The following is a 17,753-nucleotide window of genomic DNA, read 5'->3' on the forward strand; positions in this document are numbered from 1 at the left end:
GCCCGGTGGCGAGGTAAAAGCAAAACGGTAACCTGGGTTACCGTTTTTATTGTTTTCTCCCTCTCCCGTGGGAGAGGGGCGGGGTGAGGGTATTTTTTACGCCGGGATTTGGTCAATCTTACTGCTGCGCGACCAGACGCGGTGCGCGGCGAGCAAATCAAACAGCTTCGTCATAAAGGCATCGTCAACGTTGTCGCCCTCGACAATGCCGTCCTCACCCTGATCGGCCACCTTCAGGTGCGCCTTAAACCGTCGCGCGTCGCCGGACAGCGCGATCGGTTTCAGGTGCTTGTAGGCTTCCAGCAGATAATACACCGCGTCACCGTTGCTCAGCAGGCTGTCAATGTCTCCGCACGGCACAATCACCGCATCGACGGTCAGCGATGGCGCCCCGGCAAAGGTCGCCGCCACCGGCAGCACGGAGCCGTCATCGGCGGTCACTTCCCCCATGCGGCAATAAAGCACTTTCGCATGCACGCCCTGTGTCTTCAGCGCCTGCATAATCCCCAGCACGTCGCTGGCGCGGGTTTTGTCGTTCAGCAGGATGGCGACCACGCGGCCTTTAATCGAGCCACCCGGCACGGCATACAGGCTCAGCGACGGATCTTTCTTCACGCCGTTAACCTCTTTAGGCGGGGCAAGGTTGCGCTGCTCATCGGTCAGCGTAACGCCCAGGTTATCCGCAACGCTCTGGGCGAGCTGAATATCAATGCGCGCCAGCTGATCGACCACACGCTCGCGGATGTAGGTACGCACCACTTTGCTCAGCTCAAAGCTGAAGCCGCCGATAATGTGCTGCTGCTCAATCGGCGTCTGGCTGTTCCAGAACAGGCGAGGGTGGGCGTAATATTCGCCGAACGACGGGCTGCGCTCGCGAATTTTGTTGCCGTCGATACGCTCCTGGTACGATTCGAATCCACCGCGTTTCGGCGCCGGAGGCGTTTCGCGCGGCCAGTTATCGTTGATGGAGTTCGGCTCATAGTTCGCCGGATTGGTATCAATATCCTGACGGTGCATCCCGTCGCGCTGGAAATTGTGGTATGGGCAGGTTGGGCGGTTAATCGGAATTTCGTGGAAGTTCGGCCCGCCCAGACGGCTGATCTGCGTATCGGTATACGAGAACAAACGACCCTGCAGGAGCGGATCGTTGGTGAAGTCCAGCCCCGGCACGATATGCCCCGGGTGGAATGCGGCCTGTTCGTTTTCGGCAAAGAAGTTATCCGGGTTGCGGTTGAGCACCATTTTACCCACCAGCTGAACCGGCACCAGCTCTTCCGGGATCAGCTTCGTCGGGTCAAGCAGGTCGAAATCGAACTTAAATTCGTCCTCTTCCGGAATGAGCTGCAGGCCCAGCTCGTACTCCGGGAAGTCGCCCGCTTCGATGGACTCCCACAGCTCGCGGCGATGGAAATCCGGATCGCGACCGGTCAGCTTCTGCGCCTCATCCCACACCAGCGAGGCTTTACCCGCCACCGGCTTCCAGTGGAAGCGCACAAACGTGGCTTTACCTTCGGCGTTGATCAGGCGGAAGGTGTGGATGCCAAACCCTTCCATGGTGCGATAGCTGCGCGGAATGCCGCGGTCTGACATCGCCCACATCACGTTGTGTAAGGTCTCAGGCTGCAGGGAGACATAGTCCCAGAAGGTGTCGTGCGCGCTTTGTCCCTGCGGTATGGCCCAGTGGGGCTCCGGTTTTACCGCATGGACAAAGTCAGGAAATTTATGCGCGTCCTGAATGAAGAACACCGGGGTGTTATTGCCCACCAGATCGAAAATACCCTCTTCGGTATAAAACTTGGTGGCAAAGCCGCGGATATCCCGGACGGTATCTGCCGAACCCGCGCCGCCCTGTACGGTGGAGAAGCGCACAAATACCGGAGTGATTTTGTCCGGATCGGAGAGGAAATCCGCTTTGGTGATCGCTTTCAGGCTCTTATAGGGCTGGAAGTAGCCGTGCGCAGCGGAACCGCGCGCGTGGACGATGCGTTCCGGTATCCGCTCGTGGTCGAAATGGGTGATTTTTTCCCGCAGGATAAAATCTTCCAGCAGGGTTGGCCCGCGCGCGCCTGCGCGAAGGGAGTTCTGATCGTCAGCAATGCGCACGCCCTGATTGGTGGTCAGCGCAAAACCTTCGCCGCCTTTGCGGTGCGGCTCAAGCGATTTCAGCTTCTCGTTTCCCGTCTCCGGTGATTTCATGCTTCCCGGTGCGGTAGGCTGTTCGCCCGGTGCAGAGGGGCCAGGGGAGGGGCGATGAGAGCCGTCAGCAGGGGCGAGAGAGTCCATACCCGGTTGAGATTCCTCAGTGCCATGAATCGGTGATTGATGTGTTTTATCTTTGTTCGACATTGCACGCTTCTCCTTTATCCATTGCTAAAAACCCTATTAAGGATAGAACAATGTCGCGAGATGGCTCGCGAACTAAGAGTTTTCACATGCCGTCATTGACGAAAGGAGCCTTCTCACCCACTCGGGGCGCGACGGAAGGCAGCAGGATCGGCTATCATAGAATTTTCCTGCTTCAAGAATTTGCTTTAGTGAACCAGTCGCTTATGAAACCTCTTCGTCAACAAAACCGCCAGGTTATTAGCTATGTGCCCCGCGTTGAGCCCGCGCCGCCTGACCATGCCCTGAAAGTGGAGGGTTTTCGCGATGTCTGGCAGCTGCGGGGAAAATACGTGGCCTTTGTGCTGATCGGCGAACATTTCCGCCGCTCGCCCACGTTTACCGTGCCGGAGTCAGCGCAACGGTGGGCGATGCAGATCCGCCAGGATGAAGAGGTTGAGGAATAACAGCCATAAAAAAACCGCCATCAGGCGGTTTTTTTATTTCTACCGTGATTAACGGTGCGCCAGCTCGGCGTCGTCTTCACTTTCCAGAATCGCTTTATCGGTCTGCTTCAGCCACTGGCTGGTCAGCGTACCGGCAGTCATGGAGCCGCTTACGTTCAGCGCGGTACGGCCCATGTCGATCAGCGGTTCAACGGAGATCAGCAGCGCGACCAGCGTCACGGGCAGACCCAGCGCGGGCAGCACAATCAGCGCGGCGAAGGTTGCGCCACCGCCAACACCCGCAACGCCAGCGGAGCTTACGGTAACAATCCCGACCAGCGTGGCGATCCAGACCGGATCCAGCGGGTTAATCCCAACGGTAGGGGCAACCATCACCGCCAGCATCGCCGGGTACAGACCCGCACAGCCGTTCTGACCAATGGTGGCACCAAAGGAGGCAGAGAAGCTGGCGATGGATTCAGGCACGCCCAGACGGCGGGTTTGCGCTTCAACGTTCAGCGGAATAGACGCGGCGCTGGAACGGCTGGTGAAGGCAAAGGTCAGCACCGGCCAGACTTTACGGAAGTATTTCAGCGGGCTGACGCCGTTCACGCCCAGCAGGATGCCGTGCACCACGAACATAATGCCCAGGCCCAGATAAGAGGCGACAACGAAGCTGCCCAGCTTAATGATGTCCTGCAGGTTAGAGCCGGCAACCACTTTGGTCATCAGCGCCAGCACGCCGTAAGGCGTCAGCTGCATCACCAGACGCACCAGCTTCATCACCCAGCTTTGCAGGGTATCAATCGCGGTCAGCACGCGTTCGCCTTTAGGCGCGTCGTCTTTCAGCAGCTTCAGCGCCGCTACGCCCAGGAACGCGGCGAAAATAACCACGCTGATGATCGAGGTTGGGCTCGCACCGGTCAGGTCAGCAAACGGGTTCTTCGGAATGAAGGAGAGCACCATCTGCGGCACGGTCAGGTCAGCCACTTTACCAACGTAGTTGGTTTGAATCGCGGTAAGACGCGCTGTTTCAGCGGTACCCTGAACCAGACCTTCTGCGGTCAGGCCAAACAGGTTTGTGACCAGCACACCCACCAGCGCGGCAATCAGCGTGGTGAACAGCAGCGTACCAATGGTCAGGAAGCTGATTTTTCCCAGCTGAGTGGCATTATGCAGGCGGGCCACGGCGCTCAGAATAGAGGCGAACACCAGCGGCATAACGATCATCTGCAGCAGCTGGACATAGCCGTTACCGACGATGTTGAACCACTGAATAGAGTCTTTCAGAACTGGATTATCGGAGCCATAAATTGCCTGTAATGCCAGACCAAATACGACACCCATGGCCAGACCAACCAGCACTTTTTTCGCCAGGCTCCACTGTTTGTGGCGCGCCTGCGCGAGAAGCAATAGCAATACAACGAACACAACGACGTTCGCGATGAGTGGAAAATTCATCCCCGTTCTCCTGATTTATTATTGGGTCGGTTTTTACCGATCCTGTTGGCGGAAGGTTAGCAGAAGTGTGATGTAGCGCTTATATCCAAATGGAATGGGTTATGACAAATAGGATAATTTTGTTGGTTTATTGTTCAATCTGGTGATGAATAAAGCGATTGAACTGAAATTGCAGCGAATTAATCATCTGGGATGACCAGCGAACTGCACTGTTTTCGGGCAATGTTTGCGGCATCCAGACGGCGTAAGCAAATAGCGCCATGCACAATACGCGCTCAAGCTGGTTCCCTTTCTGCGGTGCGAGGATCGGAAAACGGAAACGCCAGCGGCAGGGCCAAAGCAGCGGCACGCCCGCAGGCGTCAGCATATCGGCGAGAATATGGCTTAAATAGCCCAGCACCATCCCCTGGATGGCATCGGCGGGGACTATCCAGCTTTCGGGCACTTTTAAATAGAAAAGCGTCAGCAGGCCAAACACGGCCAGCAGGCTGTGCGTAAACCCCCGGTGGCCGAACGCGCGGGCGATGGGTTTCGACACCCACTTCAGGCGTTGTCCGAGGAAGGACTTGGGGTGGTCAATGTCGGGCAGCAGACAGGTCAATACGGCGGAAGGGACAATATGCCACCAGTCCCCCTGTGCCAGCACGGGGGTGAGTTCAGCGTTTTTGGCAAATACTGCGCACGCAATAGAAAAAAGCAGGTGGCCTTCCGCCGTCATGATAAAACCCACAAAACTGTCAATTCATACAGTATAGGGTTTTTATACAGTAGGCGGAAGAGGTGACGGTGTAACTGTTTGTCACAAACCGGAGAAGGGCGTTAACCGCCCTGCAGATGATGCGCCGTGAGTTCTGCCAGCGAGTTAAGCTTCACGTCGGCGAGGGCAAACCGGGGGTCGTGACGGCCTTCTTCAGCGGGCACCACAATGGAGCGCATCCGTGCAGCCTTCGACGCCACCATACCGTTAACGGAATCTTCCAGCGCAACGCAGTTGAGGGGATCCAGGCCCAGCTTTGCGGCGCAGTCCAGATAAACCTGCGGGTGCGGCTTGCTGTAAGGCAATTTTTCAGCGGACGCCAGCGCGTCAAAACTGTCGCGCAGTTCAAACATCGTGAGCACTTTTTCCAGCATATGCAGCGGTGAAGCCGAGGCCAGTCCGACCTTCAGCCCCTGGGCTTGACACAGCGCGACGGCCTCACGTACGCCGGGTAGCAGCGGCCTGTTCTCTTCCACCAGAGAAATGGCGCGGCTGATAATGCGTGCGGTCACCTCATCGCGATTGGGACCTACCCAAGGCTGTTGGGCAAACCACAGGTCAACCACCATATCGATGCGCAGGCCCAGCGTATCGGGAAGTTCATTACGGCGGCTGATATCCACGCCCAGGCTGGCCATAACGTCCAGTTCGGCGCGATCCCACAGCGGTTCGGAATCGATCAGTAATCCATCCATGTCAAAAATTGCGGCAAGAATTTGGCGCGGTGTCGACATCACAACGTCTCCTTATCCAGGGTGTTCGACAGACGATACGTGCTAAGCACACTCTGCAATTTAGCATATTGCTTTTAAAGAGCGGGCGAAATTGATGACCAGCAGGTAGACTTAGGCACAAATAACGCGTCTTTATGAAGAGGAACTGATGACGTATCAACAAGCTGGACGCATTGCGGTCTTAAAACGTATTGCTGGCTGGGTGATTTTTATTCCTGCCGTCATTTCTACGCTGATTTCTGTACTCAAATTTATGTACGACCACAGCGAAAAACAGCCGGGTATCAATGCGGTAATGCTTGATTTCGCTCATGTCATGATTGAGATGATGCGTTTTAATACGCCATTTTTGAATGTCTTCTGGTTTAACTCACCCACCCCGGATTTTCATCAACAGCTGAATATCGGCTTTTGGGTGATATATGCCCTGATCTTTGTCGCGCTGGCATTACAGGCCTCTGGCGCGAGAATGAGTCGCCAGACGCGCTTTTTACGCGAAGGCGTTGAGGATCAGTTGATTCTGGAGCAGGCCAAAGGCCCGGAAGGAATGAGTCGGGAGCAGATTGAATCCCGCATTGTTGTGCCGCGTCACACCATTTTCCTGCAAATTTTCCCGCTCTATATCCTTCCCGTGATTATCATTGTGGCGGGATACTTCTTCTTCTCACTGCTCGGTTTTCTGTAAGCGATAAGGGTGGCGGCAAGGCCACCCTTTTTCTTCTCAGGCGGCAAGCATACGCTCGAGTGCCCGCTGCGCGTTAACAAGGTGTTCTCCGCCAAAAAGAATGGCCCGGTTCATCAGCGTATAAAGCTGATACACCGGCTGGCGGTCGAGGAAACCGGGCGGGAGAGGGGAAACAGACTGGTATCCGTCGTATATTTGCGGCGGCTGCTCAGGATGAAGCGGCAGCATGGCAAGATCGCACTCTCTGTCACCCCAGTAGCAGGCCGGGTCAAAGATGTAAGGGCCGTTGGGACCCAGCGCGCAGTTATTGGACCACAAATCGCCGTGAAGCAGCGACGCCTGAGGCTGGTGGGATGCCAGACGCTGTTGAACGTGCTCGACGATGGCGTCGATATTGCCAAATTCCAGCCCTTTCTCGGCGGCTAGCTCTAGCTGCCAGCCAATGCGCTGCTCGGCAAAAAATGTCGACCAGCGACGCTGCCAGGCATTGGGCTGTGGCGTGGTGGAGAGATCGTTGTCAAAGTCGAGACCAAACTGCGGCTGGTCGCTCCATTGATGCAGGCGCGCCAACTGTTGGCCAAGGATGAACGCATTATGGGCATCCAGCGGGCGGGCGGGGAGATATTCCATCACCAGGAAGCTGTAGTCGCGGTCGCTCCCCACGGCCAGAACCTGCGGGACCGTGACCGTTTTACTGCGGGACAACAGTTCCAGCTGGTCGGCTTCGGCGGTAAATATTGGAAGCAGCTCTCGTTCATCGCATTTAACGAAGAGATCGCGCCCTGCGTAGCGTAAATGCCACGCGGCGTGGATCTCACCGCCTGGCAGTTCGTTACGCAGTTCAATTTCACCTTCACCCAGTTGCTCACGTAAAAGATGACTGATAGCCTGCCACATGTTGTCTCTCCCATGTTGTCTGCCAGATCATAAAGTTAGCGCATAACTGCGGTAAAAAAATACGAACTAACGCACACCTGAGCGGTTTAAATTCATACAGCGCACTTATTGTTCTTTTTTTCGCCAGCTTTCCCAGGTATCCACGTCAATTTCGGCAGGCTTGTCGGTCGCGCTCTCCACCAGACTGGCGGCCAGCGCATGAACCTCTTCCTGGCTCAGGGCGCCAATCAGACCAAATGTCAGGGTGCCTAAATCATGAATGTTGCCCTCGTCATCCGTCAGCGTGAGGAGAAAATTAGCCCGGGTGAAAGCATTGTTGAGCTCATTCAGCTCGGTTAGCGATGCTTCATGAAGGTTGATGGTCACGACGTAGCGTGTGATGTCACCACTGCTCATAATTCACCTCATTGTTATAATGGAAGTTTTCTTAGCATAGTCGATTGTTTGCGTTTGGCGACTCAGAGACGACATTCCCCTCCGTAAAGACGAAGGGGAAGAGGGGTTAATTTCGGGACAGGTAATCGACGATTTTTTGCGTATCGGCGAGCGAACAGAGACGCGTGCCCTGGTTGATGGTGGCGGCGCTACCCGCCGCCACGCCGTAGCGTGTCATCTCGAGCAGAGACGCGCCCTGCGCCAGTTTTAGCGTCATCGCACCCACCATGCTATCGCCCGCGCCAACCGTGCTCTGGCTCTTCATCGGCGGTGGGACAACCTGAACGGACGATGATTCATCGACTGCCAGCGCCCCCTGAGGGCCAAGGGAGACGACTACGCGCCGCGCTTTGCCGCTTCGCACCAGCTCCTGCGCTGCGGTGCGCACATCATCAGGCTGCGTCAGTTCGCGGTTGACCAGCGCGCTTAACTCTTTCTGGTTGGGTTTGACCAGCTCAAGATTGCCCGGCACCAGAGCCGCCTGCAGGGCCTCGCCGCTGCTGTCGACTATGCAGCGGATACCGCGCTGCTGCGCGGCCTGAATCAGCGCCGTTAATTTTTCCGTGCTTACGCCGGGCGGCAGGCTGCCGCTTATCACCAGCAGCGCGCCGCTTTCTATCGTCAGCACTTTCTCTTCAAGCTGACGAAACTCGTCATCGCTGAGTTTCGCGCCCGGCATGACAAAACGGTACTGCTCGCCGCTTGATTCTACGTGGACATGCAGGTTTTGCCGCGTCCAGTCTTTGGCCTCAACGGTTTCAACGGCCACCTGTTCATCGGCCAGCAGGGAGACCAGGTGTTCACCGGTGGCACCGCCTGCGGGGAAAATTGCCGTGGCTTTGCCGCCGAGGTGTGTAATGGCGCGCGCCACGTTGATCCCGCCGCCGCCGGGCTCAAAGACCGGGGCGCTGCAGCGCAATTTACCTTCCGGGTAAATCTGCGGCGTCAGGGTGGCGGAATCCAGGGAAGGGGAGAGCGTCAGAGTATAAATAGAAACCATCATTACCTCCTTTTAGCATGGGTTCTTATTAGCCTGGCACCATTTGTCAGGAAGGCAATGTAAATAACAGTATGATTTTAAATATGAATACTGACGAAAAGTGAGGCGGGGGATATATAAAATAAAACGCTTTTTGAGATCGTTCTTATTCAAAAAATGAAATAAGAAAACATTGCTATGTTATTTGCGGCTTTTTATAATTTGTTACCTTTCTCTGGACGCCTTGTCATTGATCCTCAAGAAAGATTCCGGGACCGTGTGGTCTCTTTTTTTGTTGTACGGACTCCTTAATAAAATGAAGCTTTTAAAGACAGTGCCCGCTGCACTGATGCTGGCGGGTGGCGTGTTTGCGGCTATGAACGCGACCGCTGATGATACCGTTTTTACTGTCATGGACGATCCTTCCACCGCGAAAAAACCGTTTGAAGGTAACCTGAACGCCGGATACCTGGCACAATCCGGTAACACGAAAAGCTCTTCTCTGACGGCGGACAGTACGCTCACCTGGTACGGTAATACCACCGCCTGGTCTCTATGGGGTAATGCCAGCAACACTTCCGCTAACGACGAACGTTCTTCCGAGAAGTATGCGGTAGGCGGACGTAGCCGTTACAACATGACCGACTATGACTACCTGTTTGGTCAGGCAAGCTGGTTAACCGACCGTTACAACGGTTATCGCCAGCGCGATGTATTCACCGCCGGTTATGGTCGCCAGTTCCTGAACGGTCCGGTACACAGCTTCCGTTTTGAATTCGGTCCGGGTGTGCGTTACGACGAGTACACCAATGGCGATACCAAAACCCAACCGCTCGGTTACGCTTCCGGTACCTATGCCTGGCAGATGACTGACAACACCAAATTTACCCAGGGTGTTTCTGTATTTGGTGCCGACGACACGACGCTGAACTCTGAGACGGCGCTGAACGTGGCTATCAACGAACACTTTGGCCTGAAAGTCGCCTACAACGTGACCTGGAACTCTTCACCACCAGAATCTGCACCGGATCATACCGACCGCAGAACCACGGTTTCACTGGGTTATAGAATGTAATAAAAGCGGGCCGATGATGATGTCGGCCCGTTTATTGTCTGCGGTCTTTTGACGTCCCTTCTGATGACTTGTCTTCGCCCCTAGCCCCAAATCATTGCCGCCCAACGGAGTAGCAGCATTGCGCCGCAGATGGCAATCAGCACCAGCACCATTTTCCAGTGTTTTACGGCAAATCGTTTAGTTGGCATAACCTAATCCTTGTTGGTTGATATCCCCAGTCTACCAAACAGGGCCGAAATATGCCCCTTCTCAGGAACGATTGGGTTATGCCAGCGTAGGGTTCGGCTCAGAACCAGTGGAATCGTTCGGCGAGAATCAACAATAAACCTGTGGCGGAAAGGATGTTCAATATCACAACCGTTCTACTGGATACGTTCATGGTATGCACCTTTGGGTTTATAGACCTGTTCAAGAGTAGCCCAGCATCTTTGAAATGCGAGCGCAGGGGAGAAGCAACCTGCAAATTCGTGCGAAAGCGCCAGCCCATCAATCTGGCCGCAGAGGGTGCAATCTCCTTGCCGTTAGTGTTAACATTACGTCGCTTGCCGTAAATCCGCATTAATCTGAATTCGGCTGGTGAATGATGACGAACCAATTTGACGATTGTTGGTCAGATGGTGTCGTAATCTATTGTCAAATCACGATTATTTTCTTTGTATATGCTCTTATGTGTGGGGCATCACTGCAAATAAGGATATAAAATGCCTGTAATTACTCTTCCTGATGGCAGCCAACGCCATTTCGACCGTGCTGTTAGCCCAATGGATGTTGCCCTGGACATTGGTCCTGGTCTCGCGAAAGCGACTATCGCTGGCCGCGTTAACGGTGAGCTGGTGGATGCTTCCGATCTGATCGAAAACGATGCGACGCTTGCAATCATCACCGCGAAAGACGAAGAAGGTCTGGAGATCATTCGTCACTCCTGCGCGCACCTGTTAGGCCATGCCATCAAACAGCTGTGGCCAAACACCAAAATGGCGATCGGTCCGGTTATCGACAATGGTTTCTACTACGACGTTGACCTTGACCACACCCTGACTCAGGAAGATATCGACGCGCTCGAAAAACGCATGCACGAGCTCGCCGAAACGAACTATGACGTCATCAAGAAGAAAGTCAGCTGGCACGAAGCGCGTGAAACCTTCGTGAAGCGCGGCGAGAGCTACAAGGTCTCTATTCTTGACGAAAACATTTCGCATGATGACAAGCCTGGCTTGTACCATCACGAAGAATACGTCGACATGTGCCGTGGACCGCACGTGCCGAACATGCGCTTCTGTCATCACTTTAAGCTGATGAAGATCGCAGGCGCCTACTGGCGTGGCGACAGCAACAACAAGATGTTGCAGCGTATCTATGGTACCGCGTGGGCCGATAAAAAAGCCCTGAACGCGTACCTGCTGCGCCTGGAAGAGGCGGCGAAGCGTGACCACCGTAAAATCGGTAAGCAGCTTGACCTGTACCACATGCAGGAAGAAGCGCCGGGCATGGTGTTCTGGCATAACGATGGCTGGACTATCTTCCGTGAACTGGAAACTTTCGTACGCTCCAAGCTGAAAGAGTACCAGTATCAGGAAGTGAAAGGCCCGTTCATGATGGACCGTGTGCTGTGGGAAAAAACCGGCCACTGGGACAACTACAAAGATGCGATGTTCACCACCTCGTCTGAGAACCGTGAATACTGCATCAAGCCAATGAACTGTCCGGGCCACGTTCAGATCTTCAACCAGGGTCTGAAATCCTACCGCGACCTGCCGCTGCGTATGGCGGAGTTCGGTAGCTGCCACCGTAACGAACCATCAGGTGCGCTGCACGGTCTGATGCGTGTTCGTGGCTTTACTCAGGATGATGCGCATATCTTCTGTACTGAAGATCAGGTCCGTGACGAAGTTAACGCCTGTATTCGTATGGTCTACGATATGTACAGCACCTTTGGCTTCGAGAAGATCGTGGTCAAACTCTCAACGCGTCCGGAAAAACGTATCGGCAGCGATGAGACATGGGATCGCGCAGAAGCGGATCTCGCCGTGGCGCTGGAAGAGAACGGCATTCCGTTCGAATACCAGCTGGGCGAGGGCGCATTCTACGGTCCGAAAATTGAATTTACCCTGTATGACTGCCTCGATCGCGCATGGCAGTGCGGTACTGTACAGCTGGACTTCTCCCTGCCGCAGCGTTTAAGCGCCTCTTATGTTGGCGAAGACAACGAGCGTCAGGTACCGGTAATGATTCACCGTGCAATTCTCGGTTCTCTGGAGCGCTTCATCGGCATCCTGACCGAAGAGTTCGCTGGCTTCTTCCCAACCTGGCTTGCGCCAGTGCAGGTCGTGGTGATGAACATTACCGATTCTCAGGCGGATTACGTTAAAGAATTGACGCAGAAACTACAAAATGCGGGCATTCGCGTAAAAGCAGACTTGAGAAATGAGAAGATTGGCTTTAAAATCCGCGAGCACACTTTACGTCGTGTCCCGTATATGTTGGTCTGTGGTGATAAAGAGGTGGAAGCAGGCAAAGTTGCCGTTCGCACCCGCCGTGGTAAAGACCTGGGCAGCCTGGACGTAAGTGAAGTGATTGAGAAGCTGCAACAAGAGATTCGCAGCCGCAGTCTTCAACAACTGGAGGAATAAGGTATTAAAGGCGGAAAACGAGTTCAAACGGCACGTCCGAATCGTATCAATGGCGAGATTCGCGCCCAGGAAGTTCGCTTAACAGATCTTGAAGGTGAACCACTGGGGATTGTGAGTCTGAGAGAAGCGATCGAAAAAGCTGAAGAAGCTGGAGTAGATTTAGTTGAAATCAGCCCTAACGCCGAACCGCCAGTTTGTCGTATCATGGACTACGGCAAGTTCCTTTATGAAAAGAGTAAGTCTTCTAAGGAACAGAAGAAGAAGCAAAAAGTTATCCAGGTTAAGGAAATCAAATTCCGTCCTGGTACCGACGATGGCGATTATCAGGTAAAACTCCGCAGCCTGATTCGCTTTCTGGAAGATGGCGATAAGGCCAAGATCACACTGCGTTTCCGCGGTCGTGAGATGGCCCACCAACAGATTGGTATGGAAGTGCTTAACCGCGTCCGTGACGATCTGAGTGAACTGGCAGTAGTCGAATCCTTCCCTACGAAGATCGAAGGCCGCCAGATGATCATGGTGCTCGCTCCTAAGAAGAAACAGTAAGGCCTTCAAGCAGCAAAATCTGTGGAGCCTTCGGGTTTCATAGGTTTTGTTCGCCTATGTTTCGTTTATTTAACAATGCGAAGTGGAAGTTATTAAGATGCCAAAAATTAAGACCGTACGCGGTGCTGCTAAGCGCTTCAAAAAAACCGGTGGTGGTGGATTTAAGCGTAAGCACGCAAACCTGCGTCATATTCTGACCAAAAAATCTACTAAGCGTAAACGTCACCTGCGTCCAAAAGGCCTCGTTTCTAAAGGCGATCTGGGTCTGGTTATCGCGTGCCTGCCGTACGCATAAGCCGTTAACGTTTAATTTTTTACTAAGAATATAGATACAGGAGAGCACATATGGCTCGCGTAAAACGTGGTGTAATTGCACGTGCACGTCACAAGAAAATTTTGAAACAAGCTAAAGGCTACTACGGTGCGCGTTCACGCGTATACCGCGTTGCCTTCCAGGCTGTTATCAAAGCAGGTCAGTACGCTTACCGTGACCGTCGTCAGCGTAAGCGTCAGTTCCGTCAACTGTGGATTGCGCGTATCAACGCAGCAGCACGTCAGAACGGTATTTCTTACAGCAAATTCATCAACGGCCTGAAAAAAGCCTCTGTTGAAATCGACCGTAAGATCCTGGCTGACATCGCAGTATTCGACAAAGTAGCGTTCACCGCTCTGGTCGAAAAAGCGAAAGCAGCACTGGCATAAGCCAGTTGAGAGAGGGGGCTTTGCTCCCTCTTTTCATTTAACACCATCAGAAGATTGACATTTATCCGTCCAGGCTTTTCAATAAGGTCTTAACGGTTTTTACCAGACAAGGTAACGCAAGCATGAATGCTGCTATTTTCCGCTTCTTCTTTTACTTTAGCACCTGATTTCAGGAGGCTAGCGCGTGAAAGATGAAACGAAAAACAGCGCCAGATAAGCCTCCCGATGGAGGCTTTTTTTGTGCCTGAATTTGAGAGAATAACTCCACCAAATCGGTGTCTGCACCGACATAATGAGGAAAATCATGTCACATCTCGCAGAGCTGGTTGCCAGTGCAACAGCCGCCATTAATCAGGCCTCAGATGTTGCCGCGTTAGACAATGTCCGCGTCGAATATCTTGGGAAGAAAGGGCACCTGACCCTTCAGATGACAACCCTGCGTGAGCTGCCGCCAGAAGAACGCCCGGCAGCGGGTGCGGTGATTAACGAAGCCAAAGAGCAGGTTCAGCAGGCGCTGAACGCGCGCAAAGCCGAGCTGGAAAGCGCGGTGCTGAATGCGCGTCTGGCCGCAGAGACGATCGACGTTTCTCTGCCGGGTCGCCGCATCGAAAACGGTGGTCTGCACCCGGTTACCCGCACCATCGATCGCATTGAAAGTTTCTTCGGTGAGCTCGGCTTTACCGTGGCGACTGGCCCGGAAATCGAAGATGATTACCACAACTTCGACGCCCTGAACATTCCTGGCCATCATCCGGCACGCGCTGACCACGACACTTTCTGGTTCGACGCTACGCGTCTGCTGCGTACTCAGACCTCCGGCGTTCAGATCCGTACCATGAAGGATCAGGCGCCGCCAATCCGCATTATCGCGCCGGGCCGCGTCTATCGTAACGACTACGATCAGACCCACACTCCAATGTTCCACCAGATGGAAGGTCTGATTGTTGATAAAAACATCAGCTTCACCAACCTGAAGGGCACGCTGCACGATTTCCTGAACAACTTCTTTGAGGAAGATCTGCAGGTTCGTTTCCGTCCGTCCTACTTCCCGTTCACCGAACCGTCTGCGGAAGTTGACGTGATGGGTAAAAACGGCAAATGGCTGGAAGTGCTGGGCTGCGGCATGGTGCATCCAAACGTGCTGCGCAACGTGGGTATCGATCCGGAAGTTTACTCCGGCTTTGCTTTCGGCATGGGCATGGAGCGTCTGACTATGCTGCGCTACGGCGTGACCGACTTACGTGCATTCTTCGAAAACGATCTGCGTTTCCTCAAACAGTTTAAATAAGGGCAGGACAGAACAATGAAATTCAGTGAACTGTGGTTACGCGAGTGGGTGAACACCACGCTGGACAGCGACGCGCTTTCTAACCAGATCACCATGGCAGGTCTGGAAGTCGACGGCGTTGAGCCGGTTTCCGGTGCCTTCAACGGCGTTGTCGTTGGCGAAGTGGTCGAGTGCGGCCAGCACCCGAATGCTGACAAACTGCGCGTAACAAAAGTAAACGTGGGCGGTGACCGTCTGCTGGATATCGTCTGCGGTGCGCCAAACTGCCGTCAGGGCCTGAAGGTGGCCGTGGCGACCGTCGGTGCGGTGCTGCCGGGTGATTTCAAAATTAAAGCGGCTAAGCTGCGCGGCGAGCCGTCTGAAGGCATGCTGTGCTCCTTCTCCGAGCTGGGTATTTCCGACGATCACAACGGCATTATTGAGCTGCCGCTGGATGCGCCAATCGGCACCGATATCCGTGAATACCTGAAGCTTGATGACAACACTATCGAAATCAGCGTCACGCCAAACCGTGCCGACTGCTTAGGTATCATCGGCGTGGCGCGCGACGTGGCCGTGCTGAACCAGACTGAGCTGAACGCGCCGGAAATCGCGCCGGTTGAAGCGACCATCAGTGACGTGCTGCCTATCCAGGTTGACGCTGCGGATGCTTGCCCGCGCTACCTCGGTCGCGTGGTGAAAGGCATCAACGTGAAAGCGCCAACTCCGCTGTGGATGAAAGAGAAGCTGCGCCGCTGCGGTATTCGCTCTATCGACGCCGTGGTTGACGTGACCAACTACGTTCTGCTGGAGCTGGGCCAGCCAATGCACGCATTCGATAAAGATCGTATCGACGGCGGCATCGTTGTGCGCATGGCGAAAGAGGGCGAAACCCTGGTTCTGCTCGACGGCAGCGAAGCGAAACTGAACGCCGACACCCTGGTGATTGCTGACCACGGCAAAGCGCTGGCAATGGGCGGTATCTTCGGTGGCGAGCATTCGGGCGTCAACGACGAGACGCAAAACGTCCTGCTGGAATGCGCGTTCTTCAGCCCGCTCTCCATCACCGGTCGCGCACGCCGTCACGGCCTGCATACCGATGCCTCTCATCGCTACGAGCGCGGCGTTGACCCTGCTCTGCAGTATAAAGCGATGGAACGTGCGACCCGCCTGCTGATCGACATCTGCGGCGGCGAAGCGGGCCCGGTTATCGACGTCACCAACGAAGCAACCCTGCCGAAGCGTGCCACCATCACCCTGCGCCGCAGCAAGCTGGATCGCCTGATTGGTCACCACGTTGCCGATGCGCAGGTAACCGACATCCTGAAACGTCTGGGCTGTGAAGTAACCGAAGGCCAGGACGAATGGAAAGCCGTTGCGCCATCATGGCGTTTCGACATGGAAATTGAAGAAGATTTGGTGGAAGAAGTGGCCCGCGTTTACGGCTACAACAACATCCCTGACGAGCCTGTCCAGGCAGGTCTGGTGATGGGCACCCACCGCGAAGCCGACCTGTCCCTGAAGCGCGTGAAAACCATGCTGAACGACAAAGGCTACCAGGAAGTGATCACCTACAGCTTCGTTGATCCAAAGCTGCAGCAGCTGATCCACCCGGGTCAGGAGGCGCTGATCCTGCCAAGCCCAATTTCCAGCGAAATGTCCGCGATGCGTCTGTCTCTGTGGACGGGCCTGCTGGGCACTGTCGTTTATAACCAGAATCGCCAGCAAAACCGCGTGCGAATTTTCGAAAGCGGTTTGCGCTTTGTACCGGATAATCAGGCAAATTTAGGCATCCGTCAGGATCTCATGCTGGCTGGCGCCATCAGCGGCAACCGCTATGAAGAGCACTGGGACCTGGCAAAAGGCACGGTTGATTTCTACGATATGAAGGGCGATCTGGAAGCGATTCTGGATCTGACCGGTAAATTATCTGAAATTGAATTCCGCGCAGAAGCCATTCCGGCCCTGCATCCGGGCCAGAGCGCAGCGATCTATTTAGACGGCAAACGCGTTGGTTTTATTGGGGTTGTTCACCCTGAGCTGGAGCGTAAGCTGGACCTGAACGGCCGTACCATCGTGTTCGAGCTGGAATGGAACCCGGTGGCTGACCGCGTTATTCCTCAGGCTCAGGACGTCTCCCGCTTCCCGGCAAACCGCCGTGATATCGCGGTTGTGGTCGCGGAAAATGTGCCTGCAGCAGATATTTTGGCCGAATGTAAGAAAGTTGGCGTAAATCAGGTAGTTGGCGTAAACTTATTTGACGTGTACCGCGGCAAGGGCGTAGCTGAAGGTTTCAAGAGCCTCGCTATTAGCCTTATCCTTCAGGATACCAGCCGTACACTCGAAGAAGAGGAGATTGCCGCTACCGTCGCCAAATGTGTAGAGGCATTAAAAGAGCGATTCCAGGCATCATTGAGGGATTGAACCTATGGCGCTTACAAAAGCTGAAATGTCAGAATATCTGTTTGATAAGCTTGGGCTTAGCAAACGGGATGCCAAAGAGCTGGTAGAGCTGTTTTTCGAAGAGATCCGTCGTGCTCTGGAAAATGGTGAGCAGGTAAAACTCTCCGGTTTTGGCAATTTTGATTTGCGAGACAAAAACCAACGTCCGGGCCGCAACCCGAAGACGGGGGAAGATATTCCCATTACAGCCCGCCGCGTGGTGACCTTCAGACCCGGCCAGAAGTTGAAAAGCCGTGTCGAAAACGCAACGCCCAAAGCAGAGTAATATGAACTAACTAAAAAGGCCGCCCACGCGGCCTTTTTTCTTTGCGCTCTCCGGCAAACCCGCCGTAAAATCAATTACATCTCTCGCTA

General features: G+C 54.3%; 20 protein-coding genes and 1 other annotated feature. Of the genes, 11 read left to right on the forward strand and 9 right to left on the reverse strand.

The window, feature by feature from the left end:
• Positions 1–96: 96 nt before the first annotated feature.
• Entirely contained in the window at positions 97–2,346 is a 2,250-nt protein-coding gene (katE, locus tag HB664_RS11995; protein ID WP_219939511.1) for a catalase HPII, read from the reverse strand.
• Between the two features lie 203 nt (positions 2,347–2,549).
• Here katE and cedA point away from each other — a divergent pair, with 203 nt between their 5' ends.
• Complete coding sequence (gene cedA / locus HB664_RS12000; RefSeq protein WP_008500668.1) at positions 2,550–2,789, forward strand: cell division activator CedA; 240 nt, start codon at positions 2,550–2,552, stop codon at positions 2,787–2,789.
• A gap of 48 nt (positions 2,790–2,837) precedes the next feature.
• On the opposite strand, the gene tcyP is transcribed toward cedA, so the two are convergent.
• The 3 genes from tcyP to hxpB form a co-directional block, all read right to left on the reverse strand.
• Positions 2,838–4,229: a cystine/sulfocysteine:cation symporter gene (gene tcyP, locus HB664_RS12005; protein ID WP_008500667.1), complete on the reverse strand. Its 1,392-nt coding sequence runs from the start codon at positions 4,227–4,229 to the stop codon at positions 2,838–2,840.
• A 127-nt stretch (positions 4,230–4,356) separates the two neighbouring features.
• Positions 4,357–4,947 (reverse strand): metal-dependent hydrolase, encoded by a 591-nt coding sequence (locus HB664_RS12010; protein ID WP_014883483.1) that lies wholly within the window; start codon positions 4,945–4,947, stop codon positions 4,357–4,359.
• Positions 4,948–5,048: 101 nt separating this feature from the next.
• Entirely contained in the window at positions 5,049–5,720 is a 672-nt protein-coding gene (gene hxpB, locus HB664_RS12015) for a hexitol phosphatase HxpB (protein ID WP_219939512.1), read from the reverse strand.
• Positions 5,721–5,868: 148 nt separating this feature from the next.
• On the opposite strand from hxpB, the gene HB664_RS12020 reads away from it, so the two are divergent.
• Entirely contained in the window at positions 5,869–6,405 is a 537-nt protein-coding gene (locus HB664_RS12020) for a YniB family protein (RefSeq protein WP_023311291.1), read from the forward strand.
• A 36-nt stretch (positions 6,406–6,441) separates the two neighbouring features.
• Here HB664_RS12020 and HB664_RS12025 read toward each other — a convergent pair whose 3' ends face one another.
• From HB664_RS12025 to pfkB, 3 genes are all read right to left on the reverse strand, one after another.
• Positions 6,442–7,302 carry a fructosamine kinase family protein gene (locus HB664_RS12025; RefSeq protein WP_029740438.1) on the reverse strand — a complete coding sequence of 287 codons (861 nt, stop codon included), beginning with the start codon at positions 7,300–7,302 and terminating at the stop codon, positions 6,442–6,444.
• A 105-nt stretch (positions 7,303–7,407) separates the two neighbouring features.
• A complete protein-coding gene (gene ghoS, locus HB664_RS12030) occupies positions 7,408–7,698 on the reverse strand; it encodes a type V toxin-antitoxin system endoribonuclease antitoxin GhoS (protein WP_217072819.1) in 291 nt (96 codons plus the stop codon).
• 106 nt (positions 7,699–7,804) lie between these two features.
• Positions 7,805–8,737 carry a 6-phosphofructokinase II gene (gene pfkB, locus HB664_RS12035; protein ID WP_194401137.1) on the reverse strand — a complete coding sequence of 311 codons (933 nt, stop codon included), beginning with the start codon at positions 8,735–8,737 and terminating at the stop codon, positions 7,805–7,807.
• 295 nt (positions 8,738–9,032) lie between these two features.
• Between pfkB and HB664_RS12040 the strand changes: the two genes are divergently transcribed.
• Entirely contained in the window at positions 9,033–9,791 is a 759-nt protein-coding gene (locus HB664_RS12040) for a YdiY family protein (protein WP_033145273.1), read from the forward strand.
• An 80-nt stretch (positions 9,792–9,871) separates the two neighbouring features.
• On the opposite strand, the gene yniD is transcribed toward HB664_RS12040, so the two are convergent.
• The gene (yniD, locus tag HB664_RS12045) at positions 9,872–9,979 is read right to left on the reverse strand and encodes a small membrane protein YniD (RefSeq protein WP_008500658.1); all 108 of its coding nucleotides are present in this window, start codon (positions 9,977–9,979) and stop codon (positions 9,872–9,874) included.
• 98 nt (positions 9,980–10,077) lie between these two features.
• On the reverse strand, positions 10,078–10,350 hold the full coding sequence (yncL, locus tag HB664_RS22955; RefSeq protein WP_080352848.1) for a stress response membrane protein YncL: 273 nt from the start codon (positions 10,348–10,350) through the stop codon (positions 10,078–10,080).
• A 142-nt stretch (positions 10,351–10,492) separates the two neighbouring features.
• Here yncL and thrS point away from each other — a divergent pair, with 142 nt between their 5' ends.
• From thrS to ihfA, 8 genes are all read left to right on the forward strand, one after another.
• Positions 10,493–12,421, forward strand: coding sequence for a threonine--tRNA ligase (thrS, locus tag HB664_RS12055; RefSeq protein WP_008500657.1), 1,929 nt, complete (start codon positions 10,493–10,495; stop codon positions 12,419–12,421).
• A 3-nt stretch (positions 12,422–12,424) separates the two neighbouring features.
• Positions 12,425–12,967, forward strand: coding sequence for a translation initiation factor IF-3 (infC, locus tag HB664_RS12060; protein ID WP_014069901.1), 543 nt, complete (start codon positions 12,425–12,427; stop codon positions 12,965–12,967).
• A gap of 97 nt (positions 12,968–13,064) precedes the next feature.
• On the forward strand, positions 13,065–13,262 hold the full coding sequence (gene rpmI / locus HB664_RS12065; protein ID WP_003030583.1) for a 50S ribosomal protein L35: 198 nt from the start codon (positions 13,065–13,067) through the stop codon (positions 13,260–13,262).
• Positions 13,263–13,312: 50 nt separating this feature from the next.
• Positions 13,313–13,669, forward strand: coding sequence for a 50S ribosomal protein L20 (gene rplT, locus HB664_RS12070; protein ID WP_000124850.1), 357 nt, complete (start codon positions 13,313–13,315; stop codon positions 13,667–13,669).
• A gap of 117 nt (positions 13,670–13,786) precedes the next feature.
• Positions 13,787–13,911 (forward strand) — a sequence feature (Phe leader region).
• Complete coding sequence (gene pheM / locus HB664_RS12075; protein WP_001386830.1) at positions 13,792–13,836, forward strand: pheST operon leader peptide PheM; 45 nt, start codon at positions 13,792–13,794, stop codon at positions 13,834–13,836. (Overlaps the previous feature by 45 nt.)
• Positions 13,912–13,973: 62 nt before the next feature.
• Positions 13,974–14,957 carry a phenylalanine--tRNA ligase subunit alpha gene (gene pheS, locus HB664_RS12080; protein WP_021241084.1) on the forward strand — a complete coding sequence of 328 codons (984 nt, stop codon included), beginning with the start codon at positions 13,974–13,976 and terminating at the stop codon, positions 14,955–14,957.
• A 15-nt stretch (positions 14,958–14,972) separates the two neighbouring features.
• On the forward strand, positions 14,973–17,360 hold the full coding sequence (pheT, locus tag HB664_RS12085; protein ID WP_219939513.1) for a phenylalanine--tRNA ligase subunit beta: 2,388 nt from the start codon (positions 14,973–14,975) through the stop codon (positions 17,358–17,360).
• A 4-nt stretch (positions 17,361–17,364) separates the two neighbouring features.
• Positions 17,365–17,664 (forward strand): integration host factor subunit alpha, encoded by a 300-nt coding sequence (ihfA, locus tag HB664_RS12090; protein ID WP_003857805.1) that lies wholly within the window; start codon positions 17,365–17,367, stop codon positions 17,662–17,664.
• Positions 17,665–17,753 lie beyond the last annotated feature (89 nt).

It is taken from the genome of Enterobacter sp. DNB-S2, from assembly GCF_019443845.1.
Lineage (GTDB): Bacteria > Pseudomonadota > Gammaproteobacteria > Enterobacterales > Enterobacteriaceae > Enterobacter > Enterobacter asburiae_B.

Bases quoted from the DNA above. Each gene is read 5' to 3' on its own strand.
- katE (WP_219939511.1), bottom strand. From the start codon at position 2,346: ATGTCGAACAAAGATAAAACACATCAATCACCGATTCATGGCACTGAG.
- cedA (WP_008500668.1), top strand. From the start codon at position 2,550: ATGAAACCTCTTCGTCAACAAAACCGCCAGGTTATTAGCTATGTGCCC.
- tcyP (WP_008500667.1), bottom strand. From the start codon at position 4,229: ATGAATTTTCCACTCATCGCGAACGTCGTTGTGTTCGTTGTATTGCTA.
- HB664_RS12010 (WP_014883483.1), bottom strand. From the start codon at position 4,947: ATGACGGCGGAAGGCCACCTGCTTTTTTCTATTGCGTGCGCAGTATTT.
- hxpB (WP_219939512.1), bottom strand. From the start codon at position 5,720: ATGTCGACACCGCGCCAAATTCTTGCCGCAATTTTTGACATGGATGGA.
- HB664_RS12020 (WP_023311291.1), top strand. From the start codon at position 5,869: ATGACGTATCAACAAGCTGGACGCATTGCGGTCTTAAAACGTATTGCT.
- HB664_RS12025 (WP_029740438.1), bottom strand. From the start codon at position 7,302: ATGTGGCAGGCTATCAGTCATCTTTTACGTGAGCAACTGGGTGAAGGT.
- ghoS (WP_217072819.1), bottom strand. From the start codon at position 7,698: ATGAGCAGTGGTGACATCACACGCTACGTCGTGACCATCAACCTTCAT.
- pfkB (WP_194401137.1), bottom strand. From the start codon at position 8,737: ATGGTTTCTATTTATACTCTGACGCTCTCCCCTTCCCTGGATTCCGCC.
- HB664_RS12040 (WP_033145273.1), top strand. From the start codon at position 9,033: ATGAAGCTTTTAAAGACAGTGCCCGCTGCACTGATGCTGGCGGGTGGC.
- yniD (WP_008500658.1), bottom strand. From the start codon at position 9,979: ATGCCAACTAAACGATTTGCCGTAAAACACTGGAAAATGGTGCTGGTG.
- yncL (WP_080352848.1), bottom strand. From the start codon at position 10,350: ATGCGGATTTACGGCAAGCGACGTAATGTTAACACTAACGGCAAGGAG.
- thrS (WP_008500657.1), top strand. From the start codon at position 10,493: ATGCCTGTAATTACTCTTCCTGATGGCAGCCAACGCCATTTCGACCGT.
- rpmI (WP_003030583.1), top strand. From the start codon at position 13,065: ATGCCAAAAATTAAGACCGTACGCGGTGCTGCTAAGCGCTTCAAAAAA.
- rplT (WP_000124850.1), top strand. From the start codon at position 13,313: ATGGCTCGCGTAAAACGTGGTGTAATTGCACGTGCACGTCACAAGAAA.
- pheS (WP_021241084.1), top strand. From the start codon at position 13,974: ATGTCACATCTCGCAGAGCTGGTTGCCAGTGCAACAGCCGCCATTAAT.
- pheT (WP_219939513.1), top strand. From the start codon at position 14,973: ATGAAATTCAGTGAACTGTGGTTACGCGAGTGGGTGAACACCACGCTG.
- ihfA (WP_003857805.1), top strand. From the start codon at position 17,365: ATGGCGCTTACAAAAGCTGAAATGTCAGAATATCTGTTTGATAAGCTT.